Origin of the sequence: Actinoplanes sp. NPDC048967 (genome assembly GCF_040649415.1) — a bacterium.
GTDB lineage: Bacteria > Actinomycetota > Actinomycetes > Mycobacteriales > Micromonosporaceae > Actinoplanes.
The window spans coordinates 183,299-207,796 of sequence record NZ_JBEZFL010000007.1 but is presented as its reverse complement, the minus strand read 5'-3'; the positions used below and the strand labels follow the sequence as shown (position 1 = coordinate 207,796).

The following is a 24,498-nucleotide window of genomic DNA, read 5'->3' as shown; positions in this document are numbered from 1 at the left end:
GCCCGCCGCGACCCGGTGCCGCTCGGTGCAGGCGGTCATGCTGAGCCTGCCTGGCATGCCCTTCTGGCCCTCGCCGACCAGGCCGTCGCCCGCCGCGGCCCGGTGCCGCTCGGTGCAGGCGGTCATGCCGCGAGCTCCAGCGCCGGCTGCCGGCGGCGGGCCACCACCGCGACGGTGGCGGTCGCGGTCGCGGCGGCGAGGGCGGCCCAGGCGGTCAGCGTCAGGGAGTCGGGCCGCAGCAACGGCTGGCCGCGCAGGGCCTGCCAGGTCAGCAGGGCGGTGAGGATGCCGTACGCGACGCCGCCGACCGCCAGCAGCCGGATCCGGGTGAGCTCGTCGATCCGGTTGCCGAGCAGCAGGGCGAGCAGCGGCAGCGCCTGCAACGCGTGCAGCCCGATGAAGTGACCGATCCGCAGGTCACCGCCGGTGGTGCTCCAGCCGACCACCGGCAGTCCCGGTCCGCCGTCGCTCACGCCGACACTGTGCCCCATCTGGGCGGGCTGCACCATCGGGATCGCCGCCACCAGGCCGAGCAGAGACAGTCCCAGGCCCCAGCGGACGGCGTGCGCGGACACCCGGTCGGCGATCCGCTGCCGGAGCACCACCACGCCGATCACGAAGTGCGCGATGAACAGCACCATGATCGCGCTGCCCATGACCTGCCACAGCGCGGAGTTCAGCGCGGAGGTCTCGTTGTAGTGGCTGGTCTGCCCGCGCAGCACCTGCGTCACGATCACGACCATCTCGGCGACGGACATGGCGACCACCACGGTGGCGGCCCGTTCGGCGACGCGGCTGCGCCGCGGGAGCAGCGAGAGCATCCAGGCCAGGGTGGAGGTGTAGAGGACGAAGGACACCGCGAACTTGAACGGCTTGAGCCAGATCGGCGCGCCGGTCAGGACGCGCGGGTCGGCGAAGGTGCCGACCGCCGCGACGAGGGCCAGGACGGCCATCGCGGCGGCGAAGATCATCAGTGGGCGGTGCCAGCGCAGCACGTTTGTCATGCCCTTGATGCTTTCGGGGCCGGCGGGCGCTTTCGCCCATCCGCGGGCCCGTCCCCCGGCCGGTGGTCGGAGGCCTTCTCCTCCCTGGGTAGGAGGTCGCCATACTGTCCGCGTGAACGAGGTCGTGTTTCCCCGGGCCGAGGACGGCCGGCGCAGCGGTTCGGCGCTGGGCCGGGCGGTGGTCGCGGACGCTCTGCGGGTGGCTGATCCGGCGGCGGCCGCGGCGGCCGAGCGGGAGCGCGACTGGCGTACGGGCTACCTGCGGCACTTCCGGGCTCTGGTCGAGGCCGGGCTGGACGGCGGCTACGACATCGCGCGGGCCGGGCTCGCGTCTGTGCACAGCCGGATGCGGATCACCAGCGGCGCGGACGAGGTGCCGCTCGATCATGCTTTCACCACAGAGAGCAAAGTCGCCGAGCCGCTGGACACCGTCACCGTCCACGGCGAGGGCAAGCCCGAGCAGGAGCTGGTCCTGCCGTACCGGGGTGAGCTGCTGCGCGGGGACGCCCTGCTGCGCCGGCTCGACGACTGGGTGCGGGCGGGCACGATCGAGGAGTCGTGCGCCGAAGCGGTCCGTGCGGTGGCCGCCGAGCCGGACTGGCTGGACCTGTCCGATCAGCGGCTGGTGGTGCTGGGCGCCGGCGCCGAGATGGGACCGTTGCCCGCCGTGCTGGCGTGGGGAGGCACGGTGATCGGCGTCGACCTGCCCCGGCCGCGGGTCTGGGAACGGGTGGCGGCCACCGCCCGGCAGAGCGCGGGCACGCTGATCGCGCCGGGCGCCACGATCGAGGGTGCGGGCGTGGACCTGCTGACCGGGCTGCCGGCGGCGGCGCAGTGGCTGCTCGGCATCGAGGGCCGGCTGGTGCTCGGCAACTACGTGTATGCGCCCGGGGCGGCGTACCCCCGGCTCTCGGCGGCCGTCGACGCCCTGGCCGAACATGTGCGCCGGGAGCGACCCGGCACCGCCCTGGCCTTTCTGGCCACGCCGACGGATGCCTTCGCGGTGCCGGCCGGCGCCGTCGCGCAGGCCGCGGCGCGGTTCCGGGACCGGCCGGCGGCGGCCAGGGTGCTGGCCGCGATGTCCGGCGGCCGGCTGCTCCAGCCGAACTACCCGCCCGGCGCCGGCCCCGGCATCGCCGACAGTCTGGTGCCCCAGCAGGGCCCGAACTACGCGCTGGCCAAACGCATCCAGCGGTGGCGGGCGTCGGTGGCCCGGCACGACGGCACGACGGTGAGCTTCTCGGTCGCCCCGCCGACCCGGACCCGGTCGGTGCTGAGCAACCGGCTGCTCGCCGCGGCCTACGCGGGCGCGCACGTGTTCGGCGCGGAAATCTTCGAACCGGCGACCAGCAACCGGCTGATGGCGGCGCTGCTCGTGCACCAGCTGCGCAAGCCACGGCCCGCGGCGCCGAGCGCATGGACCGACGAGACCATCGGCGCGGCCCACGGCGGGCTGTGGCGGGTCGCCTACCAGCCCCGGACGGTGCTCGGGCTGGCCGCCGTACGCGGTCTGCCGGCCGCCCTGGCTAGACCCCCACGCGGCTGATCAGCGACACCAGGTCGTCCCGGCTGGGGCCGGTCGGCAGCGGGGCCCGCCAGCCGCCCGCATAGATCTCCCGGGCCCGCGGTTCGGCCGCGGCCAGCGTCGCGGGCAGGGCTTGCATCGACAGGTACGGCCCCACGTAACGCATCAGCGACGGATCCGCCTGAGCTGCCTCGACGATGTAGCCGGAGGCCAGCGGCCGGGACAGATCGATGTCGGCGCCGGCCCACTGGCGTAGCTGCTCGGCGTCCCAGATCATGTGGTCGTCGAACCAGGGCTTGATCTGCTCAGCGCACCACCGGTCGAACTCCAGCGTCACGGTTTCGAGGTCCCTGCTGCCGGGGCCGCCGATCAGCGAGACCAGGTGCTGGGCCTGCAGCACGGAGGTCGTGATGCCGCGGCCCGCGGTCGGGTTGGTGGTGCAGACCGCGTCGCCGAGGTGGATGAGCCCGGGCAGTGCCACCCGGCCCTCCTCGTCGAGCTGACCCCGGTAGGCGTTGTGCAGGTGACCGCCGGGCAGGACGGCGGTGATCGGGCGGGTGCGCGCCGGGTCGGTCCATTCCGCGAACCCGGGCACCGCCCCCGCGGCCGCCTCAAAAGCCTCGGTGACCCGCAGGCCGGCCAGCTCCCGGTCGGTGCTGAGCCGGCAGAACGTGGTGCTCAGCGTGCGGTTGTCCTGCAGGAAGACGGCGAAGAAGTAGCCCGGCATCCGGGAGATCAGGCCGACCGGCGCGTTGACCGGGCCCGGCTCGGCGCCCGGCAGCAGCTCGTACTGCCGGGAGACATAGGACAACCCGCAGTCCCGGCCGGTGCCGGGGGCGCGCAGGTCGTCGCCGATCCGCCCGGCCCGGCCGGAGGCGTTCAGCACCAGGTCGGCGGCTACCTCGGCGCCGTCGACGCGCAGTCCCGCCGCGCGGCCGCGGGAGCGAAGCACGTCCTCGACGTGGCCGCACCTCAGCGTCACGCCGGACTCGGCCGCCGCGGTCCGGCGCAACACCAGCTCGAAAACTTCCCGGCGGCAGGCCATCCCGACCACCGTCTCCGGCCGGGATCCCTCGGCTGGCAGGATGCACAGCTCGGCGCCGGCGGCCAGCAGCGCGTCACGCACCTCGGGCAGTTCCGCCTCGAGGGCCGTGAGGATCTGCCGGCGCAGCCCGTGCGGATGGTGGAACTGCATGACGCCCTTGCGCTCCCAGTCGCCGCCGGGTGCCGGGCCGGGGTCACGGTCCACGACAGTGACCTCGTGACCGTGGCGGGCCAGGGCTGTCGCGGCGTACAGGCCGGTGGGTCCGGCACCGACGATGGCTACCCTCATCCGCCGATCCTAGGGGCCGCCCGGCGGCTGCTGCTCGCTCTCAGTCGGGATCCCGTCACCGCGGCTAGGCTCTGATGATGGAGATCGCCGGTCTGGTTCTCGCCGCGGGCGCCGGTCGCCGCTACGGGATGCCCAAGGCGCTCGTGGCGCACCGGGGCAGCCTCCTCGTGGAGCGCGCGGCCGGCACCCTGCGCGAGGCCGGCGTGGCCGAGCCGGTGATCGTGATCGGTGCGCAGGCGGCCCAGGTCCGCACCGCCGCGCCCGCACTGACCTATGTCGAGAATCCGGGCTGGGCTAGCGGCATGGCCTCGTCATTGCGCACCGGCCTGGCGGCGCTCGCCGCCGGCCCGGCCGGCGCGGCGGTGGTCCTGCTGGTCGACATGCCCGGCGTCACCTCCGCGGCGGTACGCGCCATCGCCACCGACGCCACCCCGGACTCCCTGGTCATGGGCGGCTACGGGGAGCGCCGGTCCCATCCGGTCCTGCTCGGCCGCGAGCACTGGGACGGGGTCGCGCGCGCTGCCACCGGCGACCGCGGCGCCCGCGACTACCTGCGCGCGCACGCCGGTCAGGTCCGCGTCGTCCCGGTCGGCCACCTCGCCGACGACACGGATCTCGACGTACCGGAGGTGACCCGTGCGTGACGTCCTGGACGATCTGCTCCGCTGGTGGCGCGCGGGTGAGCCCGCCGGGCTGGCCACCGTCACCGCCACCTGGTCGAGCGCACCCCGGCAGCCCGGCGCGGCGATGCTCGTCAGCGCCGACGGCACGGCTGTGGGCAGCGTCTCCGGCGGCTGCGTCGAGGGCGCGGTCTACGAGCTCTGCCGCGAGGTGGCCGGGTCCGGCACCCCGCAGACCGTGCGGTACGGCGTCAGCGACGACGACGCGTTCGAGGTCGGGCTGCCCTGCGGCGGCACGATCGAGCTCTTCGTCGAGCGAGCCGGCTTCCCCGAGCTGCCCGTGCTCGCGGAGGCGGTCGCCGCGGGCCGGCCGGTCGCGCTGCTCACGTGTGTCGAGGGCCCACCGGAGGCACTGGGCCGGCACCTGGTCGTCACCGGCGACGCCCGGCACGGCTCGCTGGGCGGTGACCGGCTGGACGACGCGGTCACCGACGACGGCCGGGGGCTGCTCGCCGCCGGACGCACCGGGCTGCTGCACTACGGCCCGGCCGGCGAGCGCCGCGGCACCGGGCTCACCGTGCTGGTCACCTCGTTCGCACCGGCCGCCCGCATGATCGTGTTCGGGGCCACGGACCACGCCGCCGCGGTGGCCCGGATCGGCGCGTTCCTCGGTTATCGGGTGACGGTCTGCGACGCCCGGCCGGTCTTCGCCACCGCCCGGCGTTTCCCGGAGGCCGACGAGGTCGTCGTCGACTGGCCGCACCGCTACCTGGCGGCCGAGGCGGCGGCCGGGCGGATCGACCCGCGGACCGTGCTGTGCGTGCTGACCCACGACCCGAAGTTCGACGTGCCGGTGTTGGAGGTGGCGCTCGAGCTGCCGGTGGCGTACGTGGGGGCGATGGGCTCCCGCCGCACCCACGACGACCGGCTCAAGCGGCTGCGCGAGACCGGGCTGGACCCGGCCGCGATCGCCCGGCTGGCCTCGCCGATCGGGCTCGATCTGGGCGCGCGCACCCCGGAGGAGACCGCGGTGAGCATCGCGGCCGAAATCGTGGCCGTGCGCTGGCACGGCACCGGAGGGCGGCTCACCGGCACCGCGGGGCCGATCCACTCCTGAGCGGTGGTTTGATGGCCGCGTGCTGCACTTGAGGATCATCGTCCCGCCCGACCGCAGGGCCGCCGTCCAGGAGCTGCTGACCGGCAACGACGCCGTGACCCACGTGGTCGTGCTGCCCGGTGCGGCCGTCGAACCGGTCGGTGACCTGCTGTTCTGCGACGTCGTCCGGGAGGGCGCCAGCGCGATCATCGAACGGCTGCGTGAGCTCGGCGTCGAGCGGGACGGCTCGATCATGCTGGAGAAGGTCGACACCACGCTGTCGGCGGCCGCCGACCGGGCCGAGCGGCGGGTGCCCGGGCTCGGCGTGGACGCCGTGGTCTGGGAGGAGGTGGAGCACGCCACCGCGGCCGAGTCGGAGCTGTCCGGCGCCTTCCTGACCTTCATGATCGTGGCGACCGTGATCGCCGGCATCGGCGTCCTGCTCGACCAGCCGATCCTCATCGTCGGGGCGATGGTCGTCGGTCCCGAGTTCGGTCCGCTGGCCGCGCTCTGCGTCGGCCTGGTGCGCCGCCGGCCCCGGCTGGTCCGCCGGGCGCTGCTGGCCCTGGGGGTCGGCTTCTCCGTCGGCATGGTGGTCACCGTCGTGACCACCTGGGCGCTGACCGCGCTGGATCTGGTGAACAAGGGCATGCTGCTCGGCGAGCGCCCGCTGACCGACTTCATCTGGCAGCCGGACGCGCTGAGCTGGGTGGTCGGCTTCCTGGCCGGGGTGGCCGGGATGCTGTCGCTGACCTCGGCGAAGGCCGGCACGCTGGTCGGGGTGCTGATCTCGGTGACCACCGTGCCGGCGGCCGCGAACGTCGCGGTGGCGCTGGCCTACGGCGTACTGGACGAGGCGGCCGGTTCGGCGCTGCAACTGCTCGTCAACGTCGCCGCGATCGTCGCGGCGGGCGTGCTGACGCTGCTCGTGCAGCGGTTCGCCGGACGCCGCCGGTGAGCCCGGCCGACCTCCCACTGTGGACGGACACACAGCCGGGCCGCGGACCGGTATGGTGGCGCTTCCGCCGGTGACCTCGATCGTGGTCACCGCAAGGACACGGGGGCTTCGGGCGTGAGGATCAGCAGGTCACGAATGGTGGCGGGGGCAGCCGCGGCAGTCACCGCGACGGCACTGACAGTGACCGGAGTCGTGCTGACCCGGTCGTCCGACGACCCGGCCACAGCGCCGCCCGCCGCGACCGCAGCCGAGGCCGCCGCCGCGCCGGTGCCCTCCGGCCCGCCACCGGCGCCGGTCACCACGCAGTCGCTGGAGCTGGACGGCAAGCCGACGATCGAGGACGGCCGGGAGACCCTGCGGCTGGCCCGGCGCACCGTCTCGCGGTTCAGCCTGCTCGGCGTGACCTGGACGGACGCCCTGCTCTCGTTCCGGGGAGACGCCGCCGTGCGCACCCGGTCGGCCGCCTCCGGCGACTGGTCCGCCTGGCAGAGCCTGGATCTGGAGCACGCGGTCGCGGCCGGTGACCCGGATCTCGTGGCCGGCCGCACCCGCGGCGGCAGCACCGGCCTGTGGGTCGGGGTCTCGAACGGCGTCGAGGTGAAGGTGGTCTCCCCCGCCGGGCGCGCCTCGAGCCGGCTGCCCGCCGGCCTGCGGCTCACCCTGGTCGATCCCGGCCCCGCGACCAGCGGGGGTCAGGGTGGCGGGATGCCGCTCGCCGATCCGGAGGAGTCCACGCCGGCCGACCCGCCGGCCACCGGCACCGAGCCGCTGCCCGACCCGGAGCCCGAGCCCGAGCAGCCGCCGGCGCAGCCCGACCCCACCGACGAGGGCTCGACCAGTGCCACCCCGTCGGCCCCGGCCACCACCACAGCCGCTCCGCCGACGACGACGGCCGCCACCCCGGTGCCCACCGTCCCGGCGCAGAGCGCGATGCCGGCCTACGTGAGCCGCAAGGGCTGGAGCGCCGACGAGACGCTGGTCAAGGACGCCCCGGTGTACGGCACCACGATCAACGCCCTCTTCGTGCACCACACCGCGCACAGCGGCAGCCGGTCCAACGACTACACGTGCGCCGACGCCGGCAAGGTGATCCGCAGCATCTACACGTACGCGGTGACGGGCAAGGGCCTCAACGACATGGAATACAACTTCCTCGTCGACAAGTGCGGCACGCTCTACGAGGGCCGCAAGGGTGGCGTCGACAAGCCGGTCGTCGGGGCGCACACGCCGCCGTTCAACACCAACTACGCCGCCGTCGCCGTCCTCGGTGAGTACGGCACCACCGCCGTGCCCGCCTCGGTCACCACCAAGATCGCGCAGCTGGCGGCGTACAAGCTCGGCCGGTACGGTCACGACCCGCTCGGCCAGTTCACCACCACCGCGCAGGGCAGCAACGACAAGGTCAAGGCCGGCGACAAGGTCACCATGGGCCGGATCGCCGGGCACCGCGACGTCCAGGCGACCGAGTGCCCCGGCAACGCCCTCTACGGCAAGCTTCCCGCGTTGCGCACCGAGGCCGCCGGCGTGCTCTCCGGGCTGAAGATCACCGGGTTCAGCGGCCGCAAGGGCGTGGTCCGCGACAGCCTCACGGTCTCCTGGTCGGTCAGCACGCCCGGCGGCGAGATCGGTGGCTTCGACGTGCGCGTCGACGGCCGTACGGCCGGCAGCGCCACCGCGTCCGCCCGGTCCGCCACCGTGAAGCTGACCGCCGGCCGGCACACCGTGCAGGTGCAGATGAACCGGGTCGGCGGGCCGACGTCGGTGAGCGACACCCGCACGGTCATCGCCGACCTCACCAAGCCCACGTTCCCCGGCCGGCCGGACCTGGTGCTGCGCACCGGCACGGTCAACCCGACCGCCGCGCCGGTGACCCTCAAATGGCAGGCGGCCGACGCCGTCGGGCTGTCCGCCGTGCAGCTCACCGCACCCGGCCGCACCACGTTCGCCACCGGTGCCCGCAGCTGGAACACCACGGCCCGGCCGGGCGCGGCGACCACCTGGCGGCTGCAGGCCACCGACCTCGCCGCCAACGTGGCCACCGCCCCGGTGACCCGCACCCCCGTGCTGGTGGCCGAGACCAAGGCCAGTCGCTCGGGCAAGTGGGCCAAAGCGTCGAGCAGCGCGCACCTCGGCAAGGCGGCGCTCGCCGGCTCCACCAAGAAGGCCTCGTTGAGCTGGAGCTTCACCGGTCGCTCGGTCGCGCTGCTGGCGATGAAGAGCAAGACAGCGGGCCAGGCGTACGTCTACCTCGACGGCAAAAAGGTCGCCACGATCGATCTGCGGGCAAGCAAGAACACATACCGCCAGGCCGTGTGGACCAAGTCGTGGACCAGCGCCAAGAAGCACACCGTCAAGATCGTCGTGGTCGGCACCAAGGGCCGCCCGAAGGTCACCACGGACGGCATCGTCTACCTGAAGTGACCGCCGCCCGCCGCGGGCGCGCTGATCGATTATTCGCGTGCGCCCGCGGCGGGCGGCGGAGCACACTTCCCGGCGTGCACTCCGCTGTCACGGTGACCCCGGCCCAGCTGCCCGACCTGCTGCTGCACGTAGCGGTCGTGCGGCCGGTCTTCGTCTGGGGCGCGCCGGGCATCGGCAAGAGCTCGCTGGTGCGCGCGTTCGCCGAGTCGCTCGGGCTGGACTGCGTCACACTGGTCGGCACCCAGCTCGCCGCCGAGGACCTGATCGGCGTGCCCGAGCTGCACGACGGCCGCAGCCGCTTCGCGCCGCCGGAGTCGATCGCCCGCGACGAGCCGTACTGCCTGTTCCTGGACGAGCTCAACTCGTCCAGCCCGGAGGTGCAGAAGGCGTTCTACTCGCTGATCCTGGACCGCCGGATCGGCGGGTACGAGCTGCCGGCCGGCTCGATCGTGATCGGTGCCGGCAACCGGACCGGCGACAACGCGCTGGCCCGGCCGATGGCCTCGGCACTGATCAACCGCCTGGTCCACGTGCACCTGCGGGCCTCGCACACCGACTGGCTCAACTGGGCGCCGGCCGCCGGCATCCACCCGTGGATCCTGGCGTACCTGGACGAGCGCCCGGACCACCTGTGGGCCGCACCGCCCAAGACCGAGGAGGTCTTCTCCACCCCGCGCAGCTGGCACATGCTCAGCGACGCGCTGCGCTCCTACGGCGACGACATCGCCGAGGAGACGCTGCGCCTGCTGGCGGCCGGCACGCTGAGCCCCGCGCACGCGGCGGCCTTCTGCGGCTACCTCAAGGTCGTGCGCCACCGGTACGGGCTGGAGGCCATCCTGCGCGGCGACGCGGGCTGGCCGCAGGGCGGCGACGACCGGGATCTGCTCTACTTCCTCGCCGAGACTTTCCGGGCCCGGCTCATCAAGGATCTGCCGGCCGACAAGGACAAGGCGCCCGCCGCGGTACGCCGTTTCGCCCACCGGGCCAAGGGTCTGCTGGTGGAGCTGGCCGAGCTGTCCCTCGAGTGCGGCCGGCTGGTGATCGCCGCCGACGCCGACGGCGCCCCGGTGCTGCCGGCCTGGTTCCTGGTCGAGGTGAGCCGCGACCTGCCGCGCCTGGTCGCGGCCCGCGCCTGAGATGGTCCGGGGGATCCAGCAGGACCCGAACGCCCTGGCTTTCGCGGCGGCGTGGCAGGAGCTGTCGGCGCACCCGATGTTCCGCCCGTTGACCGCGAACGCGTGGCCGCGGCCCAGCGCCGGCGCTGTGCTGGTGGACAGCTCGGACCTGGGGTACGCCGAGGTCTCGACCGACGGCCGGATCCGGGCCAACCGCGGCCGGCGGCTCGACCAGGCCCAGTGGACCTGGGTGCTGGCGCACTGCCTGCTGCACCTCGGCTTCGGCCACCTGGACCCGCGGCACGGCCACGACGCGGCGTTCCGCGAGGCGGCCTGTGTGGCGGTGACCCGGTTCCAGCGGGCGGTGAAGCTGGGCAGCGAGCCGGAGTTGTTCCCGGTCGCGCTGCCCAAGACCGACGAGGCCGTGCTGGTGCGCCAGTGGCGGCTGGACGGCGTACCGGCGGAGTTCGCCGGCTGCGGTGCCGGCGCACCGGACCTGGTGGTGCGGGCCGATCCGGTCGCGCCCGGCCACGAGCCGGCCTGGCCGGACCGCTTCGCCCTGGGCCTGTCCGCCGCCGCCACCGCCGCGGTCGAGGTGGCCGGTGGCGCGCGGACGTCGCTGACCGATCCGCGCGCCCCGCGCAAGCCGTGGGAGCGGGCGCTGAGCTGGTTCGTCGGCTCGTACCCGCTGCTGGGCGGGCTGGCCGCCGGGTTCACCCTGGTCGCCGACACCGACCTGGCCCGGGGCTGGGACATCACCGTCGCGGCGGTGTCGAGCGCGGCCGGCGAGATCTACGTCAACCCGCTGCGGAAGCTGAGCGAGGCGCAGTGGCGGTTCGTGCTGGCCCACGAGATGCTGCACGTCGCGCTGCGGCACGGCGACCGGGTCGGGCCGCGGGAGCCGTACCTGTGGAACGTCGCCTGCGACTACGTGGTCAACGGCTGGCTCGTCGAGATGGGCGTCGGCGAGCTGCCCGACGGTCTGCTGTTCGACCCCGCCCTGAGCGGGGCCTCGGCCGAGGAGGTGTACGACCGGATCGCCACCGACCTGCGCCGCCTGCGCAAGCTCGCGACCCTGCGGGGCCGGGGCCTCGGCGACATGCTGGGTGAGCCGCTGCCCTGGCGCGGCTCGCGTGCCGGGGGCGTGGACCTGGACGACTTCTACCGGCGGGCGCTGCTCACCGGCTACCGGTACCACCAGCGGGACGGGCGCGGCCTGCTGCCCACCGGGCTGGCCGAGGAGATCCGGGTGCTCGAGCAGCCGCCGCCGCCCTGGGACGTGCAGCTGGCCCGCTGGTTCGACGAGCACGTCCCCGGCCCGGAACGGCAGCGGACGTACGCGCGACCGTCCCGGCGGCAGGCCGCCACCCCGGGCATCCCACGGCCGGGCCGGCACCTGCCGGAGGAGGTCGTACGACGGCACACGTTCGGGGTGCTGCTGGACACCTCCTGGTCGATGAGCCACGAGCTGATGGGCAAGGCCCTGGGCGCGATCGCGTCGTACGCCGCCGCCCGCGACGTGCCCGCGGCCCGGGTGGTCTTCTGCGACGCGGCCGCCTACGACGCCGGTTACCTGCCGGTGCACGAGATCGCCGGCCGGGTACGGGTCCGCGGACGCGGCGGCACGGTCCTGCAGCCGGGCATCGATCTGCTGGAACGGGCCCCGGACTTCCCGCCGGCCGGCCCGCTGCTGGTGATCACCGACGGGCACTGCGACGTGCTGCGGATCCGGCGGGCGCACGCGTACCTGATGCCGCGTGCCGCCCGGCTGCCGTTCCCCGCCCGCGGTCCGGTCTTCAGCCTGCGCTGAGGTGGGCCGGCAGCTCGCGCAGCGAGGTGATCCGGTGGGTCTCGCCGGCCGGGCCACGGTCGTGGCGGTCCAGGTGGACGGCGGACAGCCCGGCCGCGCGGGCGCCGAGCACGTCCAGCGCGTGGTCGTCGCCGACGCTGAGCACCTCGCCCGGCGGGAACCCCCAGCGCGCGCAGGCCCGGCGGAACGCCTCCGCGTGCGGCTTGGCCACCCCGAGGTCGTCGACCGTGAAGACCGGCCCGACCCGGTCACCCAGGCCGGTCCGGCCGAGCTTCCTGAGCTGCTGGCCGCGGGAGCCGTTGGTCAGCACGGCGGTGGGCAGGCCGGCGGCGGCGAGCGCGGTCAGGGCGTCGGCCACGTCGTCGTAGGCGCACCAGGCGCTCTCGTAGTGGGTCAGGTAACCGGCGAAGATCTCATCCAGCTCGGCGTCGCTGCCCTGCGTACCCAGGAAGTCGCGGACCCGGCGGCGGCGCTGCTCGGCGAAGGTGATCCGGCCGTCGCGCCAGGCCGCGAGGTGCGGCTCCTGCACGGCGGCCCAGCGGGCGATCGCCTCGTCCGTCGGCGCCAGGCCGATGCTCGGCAGCCAGCCGCGCAGACCGGCGGCGGCGGCGCCCTCGTGGTCGACGAGCGTGCCGTCGAGGTCGAGCAGGACACCACGCGGATTCACGCCGGGGATCCTAGACTTCCCGGGTGGACACCACGCCGATCGCCCTGGGCACCTGGCCGACCCCGCTCGAGCCGGCACCCCGGCTCGGCACCGCACTCGGTCTCGACGAGCTGTGGCTCAAACGCGACGACCTGACCGGCCTCGGCGGCGGTGGCAACAAGGTGCGCAAGCTGCAGTACACCTGCGCCCAGGCCCTCCAGGCGGGCGCGACGACGCTGGTCACCACCGGCGCGCCGCAGTCCAACCACGCCCGGCTGACGGCCGCGGCCGCCGCCCGGCTGGGGCTGGAGTGCGTGCTGGTGCTGCGCGGGGACGAGCCGCCGGCCAGACGCGGCAACCTGATCCTGGACCAGCTGGCCGGCGCGCGCATCGTGTGGGCCGGCGATGCCCCGCTCGACGAGGTGGCGGCCGCGCAGCCGGGCTTCGTCATCCCGTTCGGCGGCACGTCGGCGTTCTCCGCGCTGGGCTATGTGGACTGTGCGCGCGAGCTGACCGCGCAGCTGCCGGATCTGAGCACGGTGGTGGTGGCGGTGGGCTCGGGCGGCACGATGGCCGGACTGGTGGCCGCGCTGGGCCCGGGCCGGGTCTTCGGCGTGGACACCGGGGCACTGCCGGACGCGCGCGGCACCGTCGCCGCACTGCTCGACGCCATGGGTGTGCCGGTCAAGCCCGACGAGTTGCAGATCGATCACTCGCACGTGGGCGCCGGTTACGCGGCGCTGACCCGTCCGGTGCAGGAGGCGCTCAGCCTGGCCGCCCGCACGGAGGGAGTCTTCCTCGACCCGACCTACACCGGGCGGGCGCTGGCCGGGCTGCGCGCCAGCCCGCCGGACGGCAAGATCGTCTTCCTGCACAGCGGCGGCCTGCCCGGCCTCTTCGGCCACCCGGCCCTCTGACCGCCCGGGCTTCTCCGGCCGTCCGGCCCGTCGGCTTTCAAGCCGCCCGGGTCTCTTCAGCCACCCGACCCGCCGGCTTTCGAGCCGCCCCAGGCCTCTTCGGCCATCCGGCCCGCCGGCTTTCAGGCTGACCGGGCGCGCAGGCGGCGCAGCATGCGGGCGTCCACGAAGCCGACCGCGTGGGCGGCCGCCTCGACCGTCGCGCCGTGCCCGATCAGATACTCGGCGCGCTCGACCCGCAGCTGCTGCTGGTAGCGCAGCGGCGTCCGGCCGGTCGCGGCCTCGAAGCGGCGGGTCAGCGTGCGCTCGCTGACCCCGGCCGAACGGGCCAGCTCGGCCAGCGGCAGCGGCTCGGCGAAACTCTCGTCGATCCGGTCCTGCACCCGGTGCACGGCGTCGCTGAGATGCGCCCGGTGCCGCAGCATCGCACTGGCCTGCTGCTGGTCCCCGTTGCGCCGGGCGTAGACGACCATCTGCCGGGCCACCTGCGCGGCGACCGCCGGGCCGTGCCGCACCGCCACCAGGTGCAACGCCAGGTCGATGCCGCTGGCGATGCCCGCCGAGGTCACCACCCGGTCGTCGGCGACGTAGAGCACGTCGCGGACCACGGTCGCCGCCGGATAACGCCGGGCCAGGTCGTCCTGCACGTCGTGGTGGGTGGTGCAGCGCCGGCCGTCGAGCAGGCCGGCCCGGCCCAGCGCGTCGGCCCCGGCGCACACGCTGGCCACGGTGCCGCCCGCCGCGTGGTGCGCGGTGAGCCGGCCCAGCGTCTCCGCGCTGAGCAGCCCGGTGCCGGCCAGCCTCTCCGCGCGCCAGCCGGGCACCACCACCAGGTCGCCCGGGCCGAGCTCCGGCCAGCTCAGCTCGGCGCGCAGGGTGACGCCCTGGTGCGTCGGCACGTCGGGCCGCTCGGCGACGTAGGACAGCCGGTAGGGGTGCCCGTGGTCCGCCGCGGTCGAGAAGACCTGGGCGGCGCCGGCGAGGTCCAGCAGGTGCAGCCGCGGCGCGAGGACGAAGACCACCTGGTTCACGATCCGGTCAAGCTCCCGGTCAGCTCGGCGACGGTCCGGACGGTGGCGAAGCGGCCGGCCAGCGCGTACTCGGTGCGGGTCACCACGTCCTCGGCGGCCAGCGTACGCGGGTCGGCCAGCAACTCGGTGACGGTCTGGCCGGGCGGGGCCTCCCGGTGCGGGATCGGGAACGTCGCCGTTGCGTCCGTGACGAACGTGACGGCGTACCCCAGATCGGAACCGACCCGCGCGGTGGTCTCGACGCACTGCTCGGTCCGGATGCCGCAGACCGTCAGGTCGCGGATCCCGCGCTCGGTCAGCACCTGCTGCAGATTGGTCGTGGTGAACGCGTTGTGCGAGGTCTTCGTGATGATCGGCTCCCTGGGCGCCGGCTCGAGCCCGGCCATGACCCGCACGTGCCCGCGCGCCGGGTCGAACTCGCCGCCGCTGCCCGGCTCGGCGTGCAGCACCCAGACGACGAGATCACCGGCGGCGCGGGCGGCGTCGACGAGGACACCGACCCGCTCCACGACGGCGGGGTTGGAGACGGCCTGCCACAGCGGCCGGACCCGGAAGGACTCCTGGACGTCGATCACGACGAGCGCGTTGGTCATGCTGCCATCGTGGCGGCCGGGACGGCACCGGGCCAAGGCCTCGACCCGACCCGGACCGGAACGATCCGGTCACTCATGGCGGGGTGAAGATCGGCTCCGGCCGGTAAGGTCGGCAGGCATGACAGGGCCTCTGGCGGGAAAGACGGCAGTGGTGACGGGCGGCTCCCGGGGCATCGGCCGGGCGATCGTGGAACGGCTGGCGCGCGACGGCGCCACGGTGATCTTCGGCTACCGCAGCCGCGACGACGAGGCCAAGGCGGTCGAGGACGCGGTCGGTTCGGCGCGCGGCTTCCGGGCCGACCTGGCCGAACCCGGGGCGGTCCGCGAGCTGCTCGAATGCGCCGACCACCTGGACATCCTGGTCGCCAACGCGGCGGCGAGCTTCGCACCGACCCCGATCGCCGAGGTGACCGACGAGGACTACGACCGCATTTTCGCGGTCAACGCCAAGGCAACATTCCAGGCCATCCGGTACGCGGCCCGGCACATGCGCGACCACGGCCGCATCATCACCATCTCCACCCTGAACACGACGTCCCCCGCCCCGGGCGGCAGCCTCTACGTGGGCAGCAAGGGTGCGGTGGAGCAGTTCAGCGCGGTGGCGTCCCGGGAGCTGGGCGCCCGTGGCATCACGGTGAACACGGTCTCGCCCGGCGCCACGGACACCGAGCTCCTGCGCTCGACCAACAGCGCCGAGGCACTGGAGATGGCGGCCGGGATGACGCCGCTGGGCCGGCTCGGTCAACCGGCGGACATCGCCGACGTGGTCGCGTTCCTGGCGGGCCCGGACGGCCGCTGGATCACCGGCCAGAACATCCACGCCGGCGGCGGCCTGGCCTGAGCCTCAGTCGGCGAGCAGGGCGAGCAGCTTCGGCGAGGCCTGCCGGATGGTGTCGTGCCCGTCCGCCGCCTGGGCCAGCAACCGGTGGCAGCCGTCCCGCTCCACATAGAGCTGGCCGGACCCCAGGTGCAGCACGACGAACCCGCTCGCCGGGCTCGTGCACGCGGGTGCGGGCGCCGCGGCCTCGACCTCTTTCCGGACGGCGGCCCACTGCTGCTCGCTCAGGTAGCGACCGGAGGCGAACTCACCGGCCGGTTTGCCGGTGCGCTGCTGATCGGCCGGCACGCGGTACGCGCAGAGCCGGACCCGCACCGGCCCGTCGAAGCCCGCGGGCACGACGGCCGGCTCACCCTTGATCCCCCACTGCCCCGAGACCCAGACCATGTCCGCCCACTGCTGGGTGCAGCCGGCCGCCGCCGCCTCCGACGACTCGATCTGGAGGATCGGCCGGGACGAGACCGGCGTCAGCCGCAGCCCGCCGAGGGCCTCACGCACCTCGGAGCGGACCTTGCCGCAGCTGTCGTGGGGTACGCCGGGACGCACCCAGCGGCCCTGCGCGTCGAGCAGGGCGAAGAACGGCGGAAGGTACAGCTCCAGGGTGCAGGCGCCGCCGGAGAGCGGCTCGTCCGGCAGCCGCAGCGCGGCGACCAGTGCCGTCACGTCGTCGGCGCGGCTCTCCGTGGCGGTCAGGTCCTCACCACCGTCGGCCCGGCGCAGCGGCGCCGAGTTGCAGACCACCGCCGCCACCGGCTGGAAGCTGTCGTCGAGTGGCGGGAGCCCGGCAAGATCGCCGCCGCCCGAGGCGGGACCGGACGACGCCGCGCCCGCTGCCGCACACGAGGTCCAGGCCGGCTCGATCGCCGGCTTCCCGGGTTCCGCCGCCTGGCCCGCGCACCCGGCGACCGCCCCGACAAGCACTGTCGCGATCACAAATGACACACCACAACGACCCATCGCGCACCTCCGCGCCGCGTCTACGCCCTCTCCTGCGACGGTGCCGGAGGTACGACGGTTCCACTGCCGACACTTTCCGCGCCCCACTCAGTTGATCACGGTATGCGAAAGTTGTCGGTCTTCCTGGCACTGGTCTGCGCGTTCGTCGGCGGCGCCGTCCCGGCTGCGACACCAGCAGCCGCCGTCGGTGCCCGCGCCCAGGCCGCCCCCTCGTTCAACGGCACGGTGTGGGCGATCGCGTTCCGCGGCGACGTCGTCTACGTCGGAGGGTCGTTCACCGCGGTCACCTACCGGGGCCGTAGCTTCGAACGCCGGCGGCTGGCCGCGCTCGATGCCCGTACCGGTGCGGTCCTGCGCTGGCAGCCCGCCGCGGACGGCACCGTCCGCGCCCTCGCGGTCGCCGGCCCGGCGGTCTACGCCGCCGGCGACTTCGACAGCATCTCCGGGCAGAGCCGCGACGCGGTCGCCCGGATCGACGCCTCGACCGGCCGTCCCACCCGCTTCGCCCACCGCGTGACCGGCGACGTGGCCACGCTCGCGGTCGGCAACGGACGCGTGTACGTCGGCGGCAGCTTCTCCGCCGTCGACGGCGTCACCCGGCGCAACGTCGCCGCCTTCTCGCACAGCAGCGGCGCCCTGGACCGCTCGTGGCGGCCGAGCACCGGCGGACGGGTCCGTTCGCTGGCCGTCACCCGCAGCCGGATCTACCTCGGCGGGGAGTTCCACCAGGTCAACGGCTCACGAGCGGCGGACCGGCTGGCGGCCGTGCACCCGGCCACCGGGTCGCTGGTGCGCGGTTTCCGGCCGCACGCCCCGGCCAACGTGATGGACGTGGCCGCGGACGCCCGCGGGGTGTACACGGCGACCGGCGGACCGGGCGGCCGGGCCGTCGGATACTCGGCCTCGGGGGCGATCCGCTGGACCCACCTCTTCGACGGCGATGTGCACACGATCGCTGTCATGGGCGGCATCGCCTACGTCGGCGGGCACTTCGACCGGGCCTGCCGGCGGACCAGCACCGTGCGGCAGCTGGGCTGCCCCGGGGGGTACACGGCGCGGGTGAAGCTGGCCGCGCTGGACGGGCGGGGGCGGCTGACCGGGTGGAACCCGCGGGCCAACGGCACGATCGGGACGCATGTGCTGACCACCTATCCGCCGCGGCATCGTATTGCCGCCGGTGGGGCCTTCACCCGGATCGGGGGTACGGGGCGGGAACGCTTCGCTCTCTTCAACTGACCGGTCGCGCCGCCGGGCCGGATCCCCGGCCCGGCTACCGCGTCACGTCGTCGGTGGCCGAGAGCAGAGCGGCGAGATCAGCCCGGGACGGCAGCCCCTCGCAATCCCCGGGGACCGTGACCGCGAACCCGCCCACCGTCACAGCCGTGGCCAGCCGCTGAGCCGGCGCCGCCCCGGCGAGCCGGTCCGCCAGATATCCCGCCACGAACGCGTCCCCCGCCCCCACCGGGTCCACCACCGTCACGTCGAGGGCCTCGAGCGCATACCGCTCGCCTTCGATCAACCCTGTGCAGCCGCGCGGACCGTCCTTGATCACCACCTCGCCGGGACCGAGCGCCGCCAGTCCTACGGCCACCGCCTCATTCCCACCCAGCACCAGGGCCGCCTCGTCCGGTCCCGCGAAGACCACGTCCGCTCGCGAGACCAGGTCGCGCAGGACGGGCGCGGCGTCGTACCGGGACCAGAGTTTGGCCCGGTAGTTGATGTCGACCGACACCGTCACCCCGGCCGCACGGGCGGTCTCGACCGACTGGAAGACCGCGGCCCGGGCCGTGTCGCCCAGCGCCGGGGTGATGCCGGTGACGTGCAGAATCCCGGCCGACCGCAGCAGGTCGACGGGCACGTCGGTGGGGCCGAGCCGCGAGCCCGCACTGCCCGCGCGGTGATAGTCGACGGTCGTCAGCGCGCCCGTGCGGCGGTGCCGGACCATCAGGCCGGTGTAGGCATCGTCGCGGATGGCCACGGTGTGCACGCCCTCGGCGCGCAGGCGGCGCTCGATCAAGTCGCCGGTCGCGTCGGGGCCGATCCGGCCCACCCAGGTGGCCCGGCCGCCGAGGCGGGCCACGCCGATCGCCACGTTGCTCTCCGCGCCGCCGATGCCGAAGCGGAAGCCGCGCGCGTGCTCCAGCAGCCCGACCCCCTCAGCGGCGACCAGACCCATGGTTTCCCCGAGCGTGACGAGACCGCCGTTCATGAGCGGGCGAACGCAACCGCGTCAACGGCCCGCCGAGCGCGCACCGCCAGCTGAGCCAGACTGCCCCCGGTGGCCGCGTCCCCGATCAGGGGACCACCGAGCCCCACCGCCGAGGCCCCCGCACTCAACCACGTGGCGATGTCAGCGATCTCGATCCCCCCGGTAGGCATGATCCGCACGTCGGGCAGGGGCCCCCGCAGATCCTTGAGGAAGCGCGGCCCGACGGCACCGGCCGGGAAGAGCTTGACCAGCGGCGCCCCGCTCCGGCTGGCATTGAAGATCTCCGTAGGGGTGAAGGCCCCCGGATAGACCGGCACCGGGAAGCCGTCGAGCGCGGCCACCCCGACCGGGGACACCAGGAAGGCGGCACCCGCGTCCACGGCCGCCTTGGCGTCGTCGAGGGTGAGCACCGTCCCGGCCCCGACCGCGACCGAGGCCGGCAGCTGGCGGCGCAACCCGGCGATCGCTTCCAGTGCCCCGCGGGGGGTGAGGGTCACTTCGAGGGCGGTGATGCCCGCCTCGACGAGCACATCACTGACCGCGGCGAAGGCATCCGCGGTGGGCGCGCGCAGCACGGCCACGACGCCGCTCCCGACTACCGCCTCAGTGACCGACTTGTCCGACATGGAGGCCTCCCCAGGATCCATCGCTGCCTCCATACTCCCCGGGCCAGGCAAGATCAACCAGTGACGCGGGACTCCGCCGGCGTCGCGTCGCGCCGGATGTACGAGCGCAGTCCCCGCGACGGTGGCTCCACCGGCGGCAGGGGCGGAGTGGCCTCGATGCCGAGCTCCTCGCGGACCGCCGCCTCGAACTGCTGCATCACCAGCGGCACGTGCCCGAGCATCTCCCGGACCGACTTCTCCGGGTCGACGCCCGGCGGTGGGGTCGGGCGTTCGCCGTACAGCTTCTCGATCAGCAGGTGCACGGCCAGCGCGGCGCTGCGGACCTGCCCCGAGGCCAGCAACCGGACCTGCATGAGGGCGGGTCCGACGGCGTCGACGTAGGTGAACGGCCCGGGCGGGGGCTGGCCGCTGTCGTACGCCGCGCGCAGCCGGTAGGTCGCCCGTTCGAACTCCGTCATCAGGGCGATGTAGGCCTCCTTGCGCTCGGCGTACCACCGTTTGGTGCGCTTGGCGCGGCTGCGGGCGTACTCGTCGCGGGCCGACACGAGCAGGGTCACACCGGCCCCGGCCAGCGCGAACACGACGGCGACCAGGGGTAACGCCCACCAGGGGATCTCAGACACCCGCCAACGGTAGCGATGCCGGTCCGCCGGGTCCCGGGCGAGGGCCGGATCGTGACCTGGCGTCCGCCGGTTCCGGCCGATGGGCCAGGTCGGCGTCGATCGCGGCCAGCGCCGCCTCGACCACCTGGCCACCGGTCAGCACCGCGGCCCGGCGCCGGGCCGCGGTGATCCTCGCCGGGCCCAGCCGTTCGGCGACGGCGGTCCGGGCCCGGAGCAGGCGGCCGGCCTCGGCCGGATAGACCTGGGCGTCGGGCAGCGCCGCGTCGACGAGGGCGGCCGTGTCGTCGGCGCCGATCCGGGCGAGCAGCACGACCAGGTTGCGCAGCGCGGCCACCTGGAGGGTGTCGTTGCCCGCCTCGCGCCACAGGGTGAGCACCTCGCGGAAGCTGCGCAGCGCGGCCGCCGGGTCGGCGTGCCGGGACCGGATGGCGACGGCGGCGGCCGTGGACGCGCCGACGAAGAGCCGGCCGTCGACGCTGCGGGCCAGCGCGGCGGACTCGTCGAGCAGGGCGACGGCCCGGGCCGGGTCGAGATCACCGAGCGCCTCGCCGAGCGCGTACCGGGCGATCGCGCGGGCGGTCGGGTTGCCGGTCAGGTCGGCCACGTCCACCGCGGCCTCGGCCAGCGCCACGGCCTGCTCCGGCTCGTCGGTCCAGGCCAGCACCACCGCTTGGCAGGCCAGGCCGGAGGCGCGCACGGCCGGGTCGGTGGCCGACGCGGTCATGGCCCGGTAGTGGGTGAGTGCGGCCGCGCCGTCGCAGGAGACCAGCGCGATGTCGCCGAGCACCTCCTGCGCGGCGGGATGGGGCCCGGCCGCGGCCAGCAGCTCACGGGCGGCGGTCAGGTCCCCGCGACCCCAGGCGTGGGTCGCGGCCGCCGCCAGGGCACCCGCCGAGCCCGTGGTGGCGGCGGCGTAACCCCAGGCCAGCACCTCGTAGCGCTGGCCGTGGTAGCCGTACCGGTAGACGGCGGCGGCCAGCCGGGCGATCAGCGCGGGATCGTCGCGGGCGGTCTCGACCGCCTGCCGCAGGTCGGGCAGCAGAGCGTCCAGGTCCCGCGTGGCCTCTGCCTCCCGCGGCCCGCGCAGCGCGAGGTCGAGCTCCTCGGCCGCCGCGACGACGGCCTCGGCATGCCGCCGGCGCAGGCCGGCGCTCGCCGGCTGCTGCCGGACGTAGGCCCGCACGGTCTCCAGCAGCCGGAACCGGCCGGGTCCGGCCCGGCTCACCAGCGAACGGTCGACCAGCGCGGCCAGGACCGGCGCGACCTGCGAACGCGGCAGCCCGGCATCGGCGACGACGGCCTCGGCCAGCGCCACGGTGAACGAGCCGGCGAACACCCCGAGCCGCGCCAGCACCCGCTGCTCGTCGTCACCGAGCAGCCCGAACGACCAGTCGACGACCGAGCGCAGGGTCCGCTGCCGGGGCTCACCGGTGCGCCGGCCACGGGTCAGCAGGTCGAGCCGGTCGTCGAGCCGGTCCCGCAGGGTGGCGACCCCGAGCGCGGGGGCCTGGGTGGCGGCCAGCTCGATGGCCAGCGGCAGCGCGTCGAGGGCCGCGACGACCGCGCCGACGGCCTCGGCCTGGGCCGGATCGTCGAGGTCGACCGCGCCGTCGGCCCGGTCGGCGAAGAGCGCGGCGGCGGCGACCGCGGACAGCGGAGGCAGGACGAGGACCCGCTCACCGTCGATCCGCAGCCGCTCCTGGCTGGTCACGACGATCCGGGCGGCGGGCGCGGCGGCCAGAACGGCCTCGACGACCTCGGCGGCGGGGGCCAGGACGTGCTCACAGTTGTCCAGGACCAGCACGTCGCTTCCGGTCCAGGCCGCGGCGACAGCCCGCACGACGTCGTCGCCCGGGGCCGGGCGCACTCCCGTACCGGTGGCGACAGCCTGCAGGAAATCGTCCCGGCCCCGGACCGCGGCCGCGTCGACCCAGGCAACGGCCAGCCCCCGCACGGCCTCGGCGACCAACCGGGTCTTGCCGACCCCGCCCGGCCCGGCCACGGTGACCAACCCGCCGGCGGCGAGCAACGCGGCCCGCTCTCGGTCGCGACCGAGAAAGGACGAGACATATCGGGGTACGCCCACAGCCATGTCCCGCCCCGACAGAGCGACCTCCGGACCGGCCCGAGGCCGTTGCGCCCCCGCCGGGCTGAAGCCCGTCCCGGCCGCCACGTCACCACCCCCAGCGCCCGCACCCGCGCCACCGGCAACTCCGGCCCCCGCACGGCCACCGCCCGTGCCCGCGACCCCGGCAACTCCGGCCCGAGCACGGCCACCGCCCGTGCTCGTCGTGTGGGCGGCGGGCCGGCGGCCGCCGCGGGCGAGCTCGGCCTGGAGCTCGCGGACTCCGGGTGACGGGTCGAGTCCGAGCGTCTCCACCACAGCCTCGGCGTGCCCGCGCAGCACGGCCGCCGCCTCGGCCGCCGGCAGCATCCGGGCCAGCACCAGCGCACCGCGTTCCCAGCACGGGTCGGCGGCCACCTCGGCCGCCAACCGGTCGCTGCCGCCGCCCAGCTCGGCCCGGTCGGCCAGCGCCGTGCGGTGGGCCGCGCCCAGCCGGGCCGCCCAGCCGGCCAGTGGCCCGGCGGGGAACTCGGGCAGCGCCGGCCCGCGCCACAACGCCAGCGCACGGTCGAGCAGCCCGGCGCGCCCGGCCGGACTGGCGGCCCGGGCCTCGCTGAGCAGCCGTTCGAAGCACAGCGCGTCGACCTGTTCCGGTGCCAGCATCAGGCGGTAGCCGGCGGGCTCGTGCCGGAGGACGCCGTCCGGCAGCACCGTCCGCAGCCGGGCCACGTGTGATTGCAGACTGTTGCGGGCCGAGGGTGGCGGGTCGTCGGGCCACACGGCGTCGATCAGCCGTCCGATCGCGACGGGGCGCCCGGCGTGCAGGGCCAGGACGGCGAGCACGGTTCGCTGCCGCGCGCCGGCCACGACGCACGGACCGTGCGGGCCGTCCGCCTCGAACGGCCCGAGCACCCGCACCCGCATGCGACGACCCTAGGGCGGCCGGCCGGGCGGGCGCCGTCGTATTTCCGGCAGCGAAGAGTCGCCGTTCAGCCCCGCATCCGGTAGAAACGCCAGAAATCGTGCGGGATGTCGAGGACCTCGGCCTGCGCGAAGCCGGCCGCACGGGCCCAGCCGAGCATCGTCGGCGCGCGCAGCACTGTCCCGTTGGCGTCGGCCGAGCCCTCGGCGCGGGTGGCGGGCAGGCAGTGCAGGACGCTGAAGGCGTACTGGAGTCGCTCCATCTCCCCGGCCGGGGCGGTGAACTCGTCGGCGACGAGTTCGTCCCCGACGAACACGCTGCCGCCCTCGGTGAGCGCCGCGCGGGCGGCGGCCAGCACACCGACCGGGTCGGCCATGTCGTGCAGGGCCTCGAAGATGGTCACCAGGTCCACATCCGGGCCGGCCGGTCCGGCCGCATCACCGACCGTGAAGCTCACCCGGTCAGCCACCCCCGCCGCGGCCGCGTTCCGCCGCGCCTCCGCCACCGAGTTCTCGTCCAGGTCCACCCCGCGTACGGTGATCGCCGGGTACGCGAGCGCCAGCGCCACCGACGAATGTCCCAGTCCGCAACCCAGGTCGAGCACCCGGGCCCCCGGCGTGGCCCGCAGCCGCCGGTCCACCTCCGGTACGGCGGGCAGCCACTCCCCCGTCAGCTGGTGGGTGAACATCGGCCGGTTGAACGCGGCGATGCCGTGCCGGAGGTGCCGCCCGTAGTCGGCGTACGAGACGCCGGACCCGGTCCGGAACGCCTCCGTGACCGCCGGGAACGTGAGCCCGAGCCCGAGCGCGAACTGTCCGGCCGTACCCAGGTAGGCCGGCCCGGTCTCGTCGAGCAGCACGGCGGCGACCTCCTCGCTCAGCGCGAACCGCCGCTGGTCCGGGTCCGCTCCGGCCGTGGCGGACGCGGTCAGCAGTCCCGCGGCGGCCTGCTGTTCGAGCCATTCGCGGGCGTACCGGGCGTCGATGCCGGCGGTCCGGGCGAGCTCGGGCGGGGTGAGCCGGGCGCCGCGCAGGGCCCGGTAGAGGCCGAGTTCGCGGCCCAGCTCGACGGTGAACAGCTCGGCGGCGGCGGTCAGCGCGCCCAGCAGGCGTTCGGCGGTCTTCTCCGTGGTCGTCATGGGACCACCGTGGACCGGGCCGCGTGCGGTTCGCGTGCAGCCCGCGTGCGG

At 74.9% G+C, this 24,498-nt stretch carries 21 protein-coding genes; 10 read left to right on the top strand and 11 right to left on the bottom strand.

The features are described 5' to 3' along the window. Positions 1–122 precede the first annotated feature (122 nt). Entirely contained in the window at positions 123–1,004 is an 882-nt protein-coding gene (locus AB0C12_RS29155; RefSeq protein WP_360553031.1) for a hypothetical protein, read from the bottom strand. Between the two features lie 112 nt (positions 1,005–1,116). Between AB0C12_RS29155 and AB0C12_RS29150 the strand changes: the two genes are divergently transcribed. After that, a complete protein-coding gene (locus AB0C12_RS29150) occupies positions 1,117–2,550 on the top strand; it encodes a hypothetical protein (protein WP_360553030.1) in 1,434 nt (477 codons plus the stop codon). On the opposite strand, the gene AB0C12_RS29145 is transcribed toward AB0C12_RS29150, so the two are convergent. Then, positions 2,531–3,862, bottom strand: coding sequence for an FAD-dependent oxidoreductase (locus tag AB0C12_RS29145; protein ID WP_360553029.1), 1,332 nt, complete (start codon positions 3,860–3,862; stop codon positions 2,531–2,533). The genes AB0C12_RS29150 and AB0C12_RS29145 overlap by 20 nt on opposite strands. A 77-nt stretch (positions 3,863–3,939) precedes the next feature. Here AB0C12_RS29145 and AB0C12_RS29140 point away from each other — a divergent pair, with 77 nt between their 5' ends. The 6 genes from AB0C12_RS29140 (at position 3,940) to AB0C12_RS29115 (ending at position 11,882) form a co-directional block, all read left to right on the top strand. Beyond that, positions 3,940–4,506, top strand: a complete 567-nt coding sequence (locus AB0C12_RS29140; RefSeq protein WP_360553028.1) for a nucleotidyltransferase family protein — start codon at positions 3,940–3,942, stop codon at positions 4,504–4,506. Continuing rightward, positions 4,499–5,599: an XdhC family protein gene (locus tag AB0C12_RS29135; RefSeq protein WP_360553027.1), complete on the top strand. Its 1,101-nt coding sequence runs from the start codon at positions 4,499–4,501 to the stop codon at positions 5,597–5,599. Before AB0C12_RS29140 ends, AB0C12_RS29135 begins: the two co-directional genes overlap by 8 nt. 19 nt (positions 5,600–5,618) lie before the next feature. Beyond that, a complete protein-coding gene (locus tag AB0C12_RS29130) occupies positions 5,619–6,536 on the top strand; it encodes a DUF389 domain-containing protein (RefSeq protein WP_360553026.1) in 918 nt (305 codons plus the stop codon). A gap of 135 nt (positions 6,537–6,671) precedes the next feature. Continuing rightward, positions 6,672–8,957, top strand: coding sequence for an N-acetylmuramoyl-L-alanine amidase (locus AB0C12_RS29125; RefSeq protein WP_360553025.1), 2,286 nt, complete (start codon positions 6,672–6,674; stop codon positions 8,955–8,957). A 92-nt stretch (positions 8,958–9,049) separates the two neighbouring features. After that, on the top strand, positions 9,050–10,093 hold the full coding sequence (locus AB0C12_RS29120; RefSeq protein WP_360553356.1) for a MoxR family ATPase: 1,044 nt from the start codon (positions 9,050–9,052) through the stop codon (positions 10,091–10,093). A 1-nt stretch (position 10,094) separates the two neighbouring features. Next, positions 10,095–11,882, top strand: a complete 1,788-nt coding sequence (locus tag AB0C12_RS29115; RefSeq protein WP_360553024.1) for a hypothetical protein — start codon at positions 10,095–10,097, stop codon at positions 11,880–11,882. Here AB0C12_RS29115 and AB0C12_RS29110 read toward each other — a convergent pair. Next, entirely contained in the window at positions 11,869–12,549 is a 681-nt protein-coding gene (locus AB0C12_RS29110) for an HAD family hydrolase (protein WP_360553023.1), read from the bottom strand. The genes AB0C12_RS29115 and AB0C12_RS29110 overlap by 14 nt on opposite strands. A gap of 23 nt (positions 12,550–12,572) precedes the next feature. Here AB0C12_RS29110 and AB0C12_RS29105 point away from each other — a divergent pair, with 23 nt between their 5' ends. Further along, positions 12,573–13,445, top strand: a complete 873-nt coding sequence (locus AB0C12_RS29105; protein WP_360553022.1) for a pyridoxal-phosphate dependent enzyme — start codon at positions 12,573–12,575, stop codon at positions 13,443–13,445. A gap of 122 nt (positions 13,446–13,567) precedes the next feature. Here AB0C12_RS29105 and AB0C12_RS29100 read toward each other — a convergent pair whose 3' ends face one another. After that, positions 13,568–14,476, bottom strand: a complete 909-nt coding sequence (locus tag AB0C12_RS29100) for a DJ-1/PfpI family protein (protein ID WP_360553021.1) — start codon at positions 14,474–14,476, stop codon at positions 13,568–13,570. Further along, entirely contained in the window at positions 14,473–15,069 is a 597-nt protein-coding gene (locus tag AB0C12_RS29095; RefSeq protein WP_360553020.1) for an isochorismatase family protein, read from the bottom strand. Before AB0C12_RS29095 ends, AB0C12_RS29100 begins: the two co-directional genes overlap by 4 nt. Before the next feature lie 118 nt (positions 15,070–15,187). Between AB0C12_RS29095 and AB0C12_RS29090 the strand changes: the two genes are divergently transcribed. Beyond that, a complete protein-coding gene (locus AB0C12_RS29090) occupies positions 15,188–15,910 on the top strand; it encodes an SDR family oxidoreductase (RefSeq protein ID WP_360553019.1) in 723 nt (240 codons plus the stop codon). Between the two features lie 3 nt (positions 15,911–15,913). Here AB0C12_RS29090 and AB0C12_RS29085 read toward each other — a convergent pair whose 3' ends face one another. Continuing rightward, the gene (locus tag AB0C12_RS29085; protein WP_360553018.1) at positions 15,914–16,840 is read right to left on the bottom strand and encodes a hypothetical protein; all 927 of its coding nucleotides are present in this window, start codon (positions 16,838–16,840) and stop codon (positions 15,914–15,916) included. Positions 16,841–16,966: 126 nt separating this feature from the next. On the opposite strand from AB0C12_RS29085, the gene AB0C12_RS29080 reads away from it, so the two are divergent. Continuing rightward, positions 16,967–18,100 (top strand): hypothetical protein, encoded by a 1,134-nt coding sequence (locus tag AB0C12_RS29080; protein ID WP_360553017.1) that lies wholly within the window; start codon positions 16,967–16,969, stop codon positions 18,098–18,100. Positions 18,101–18,134: 34 nt separating this feature from the next. On the opposite strand, the gene AB0C12_RS29075 is transcribed toward AB0C12_RS29080, so the two are convergent. From AB0C12_RS29075 to AB0C12_RS29055, 5 genes are all read right to left on the bottom strand, one after another. Next, positions 18,135–19,073: a sugar kinase gene (locus AB0C12_RS29075; protein WP_360553016.1), complete on the bottom strand. Its 939-nt coding sequence runs from the start codon at positions 19,071–19,073 to the stop codon at positions 18,135–18,137. Continuing rightward, entirely contained in the window at positions 19,070–19,699 is a 630-nt protein-coding gene (locus tag AB0C12_RS29070; protein ID WP_360553015.1) for a bifunctional 4-hydroxy-2-oxoglutarate aldolase/2-dehydro-3-deoxy-phosphogluconate aldolase, read from the bottom strand. Before AB0C12_RS29070 ends, AB0C12_RS29075 begins: the two co-directional genes overlap by 4 nt. A 53-nt stretch (positions 19,700–19,752) precedes the next feature. Then, positions 19,753–20,322 (bottom strand): hypothetical protein, encoded by a 570-nt coding sequence (locus tag AB0C12_RS29065; RefSeq protein WP_360553014.1) that lies wholly within the window; start codon positions 20,320–20,322, stop codon positions 19,753–19,755. Then, positions 20,315–23,311, bottom strand: a complete 2,997-nt coding sequence (locus AB0C12_RS29060) for a winged helix-turn-helix domain-containing protein (protein ID WP_360553013.1) — start codon at positions 23,309–23,311, stop codon at positions 20,315–20,317. The genes AB0C12_RS29065 and AB0C12_RS29060 overlap by 8 nt, the downstream gene beginning before the upstream one ends. A 65-nt stretch (positions 23,312–23,376) precedes the next feature. After that, positions 23,377–24,447, bottom strand: coding sequence for a class I SAM-dependent methyltransferase (locus tag AB0C12_RS29055; protein ID WP_360553012.1), 1,071 nt, complete (start codon positions 24,445–24,447; stop codon positions 23,377–23,379). Positions 24,448–24,498: the final 51 nt, after the last annotated feature.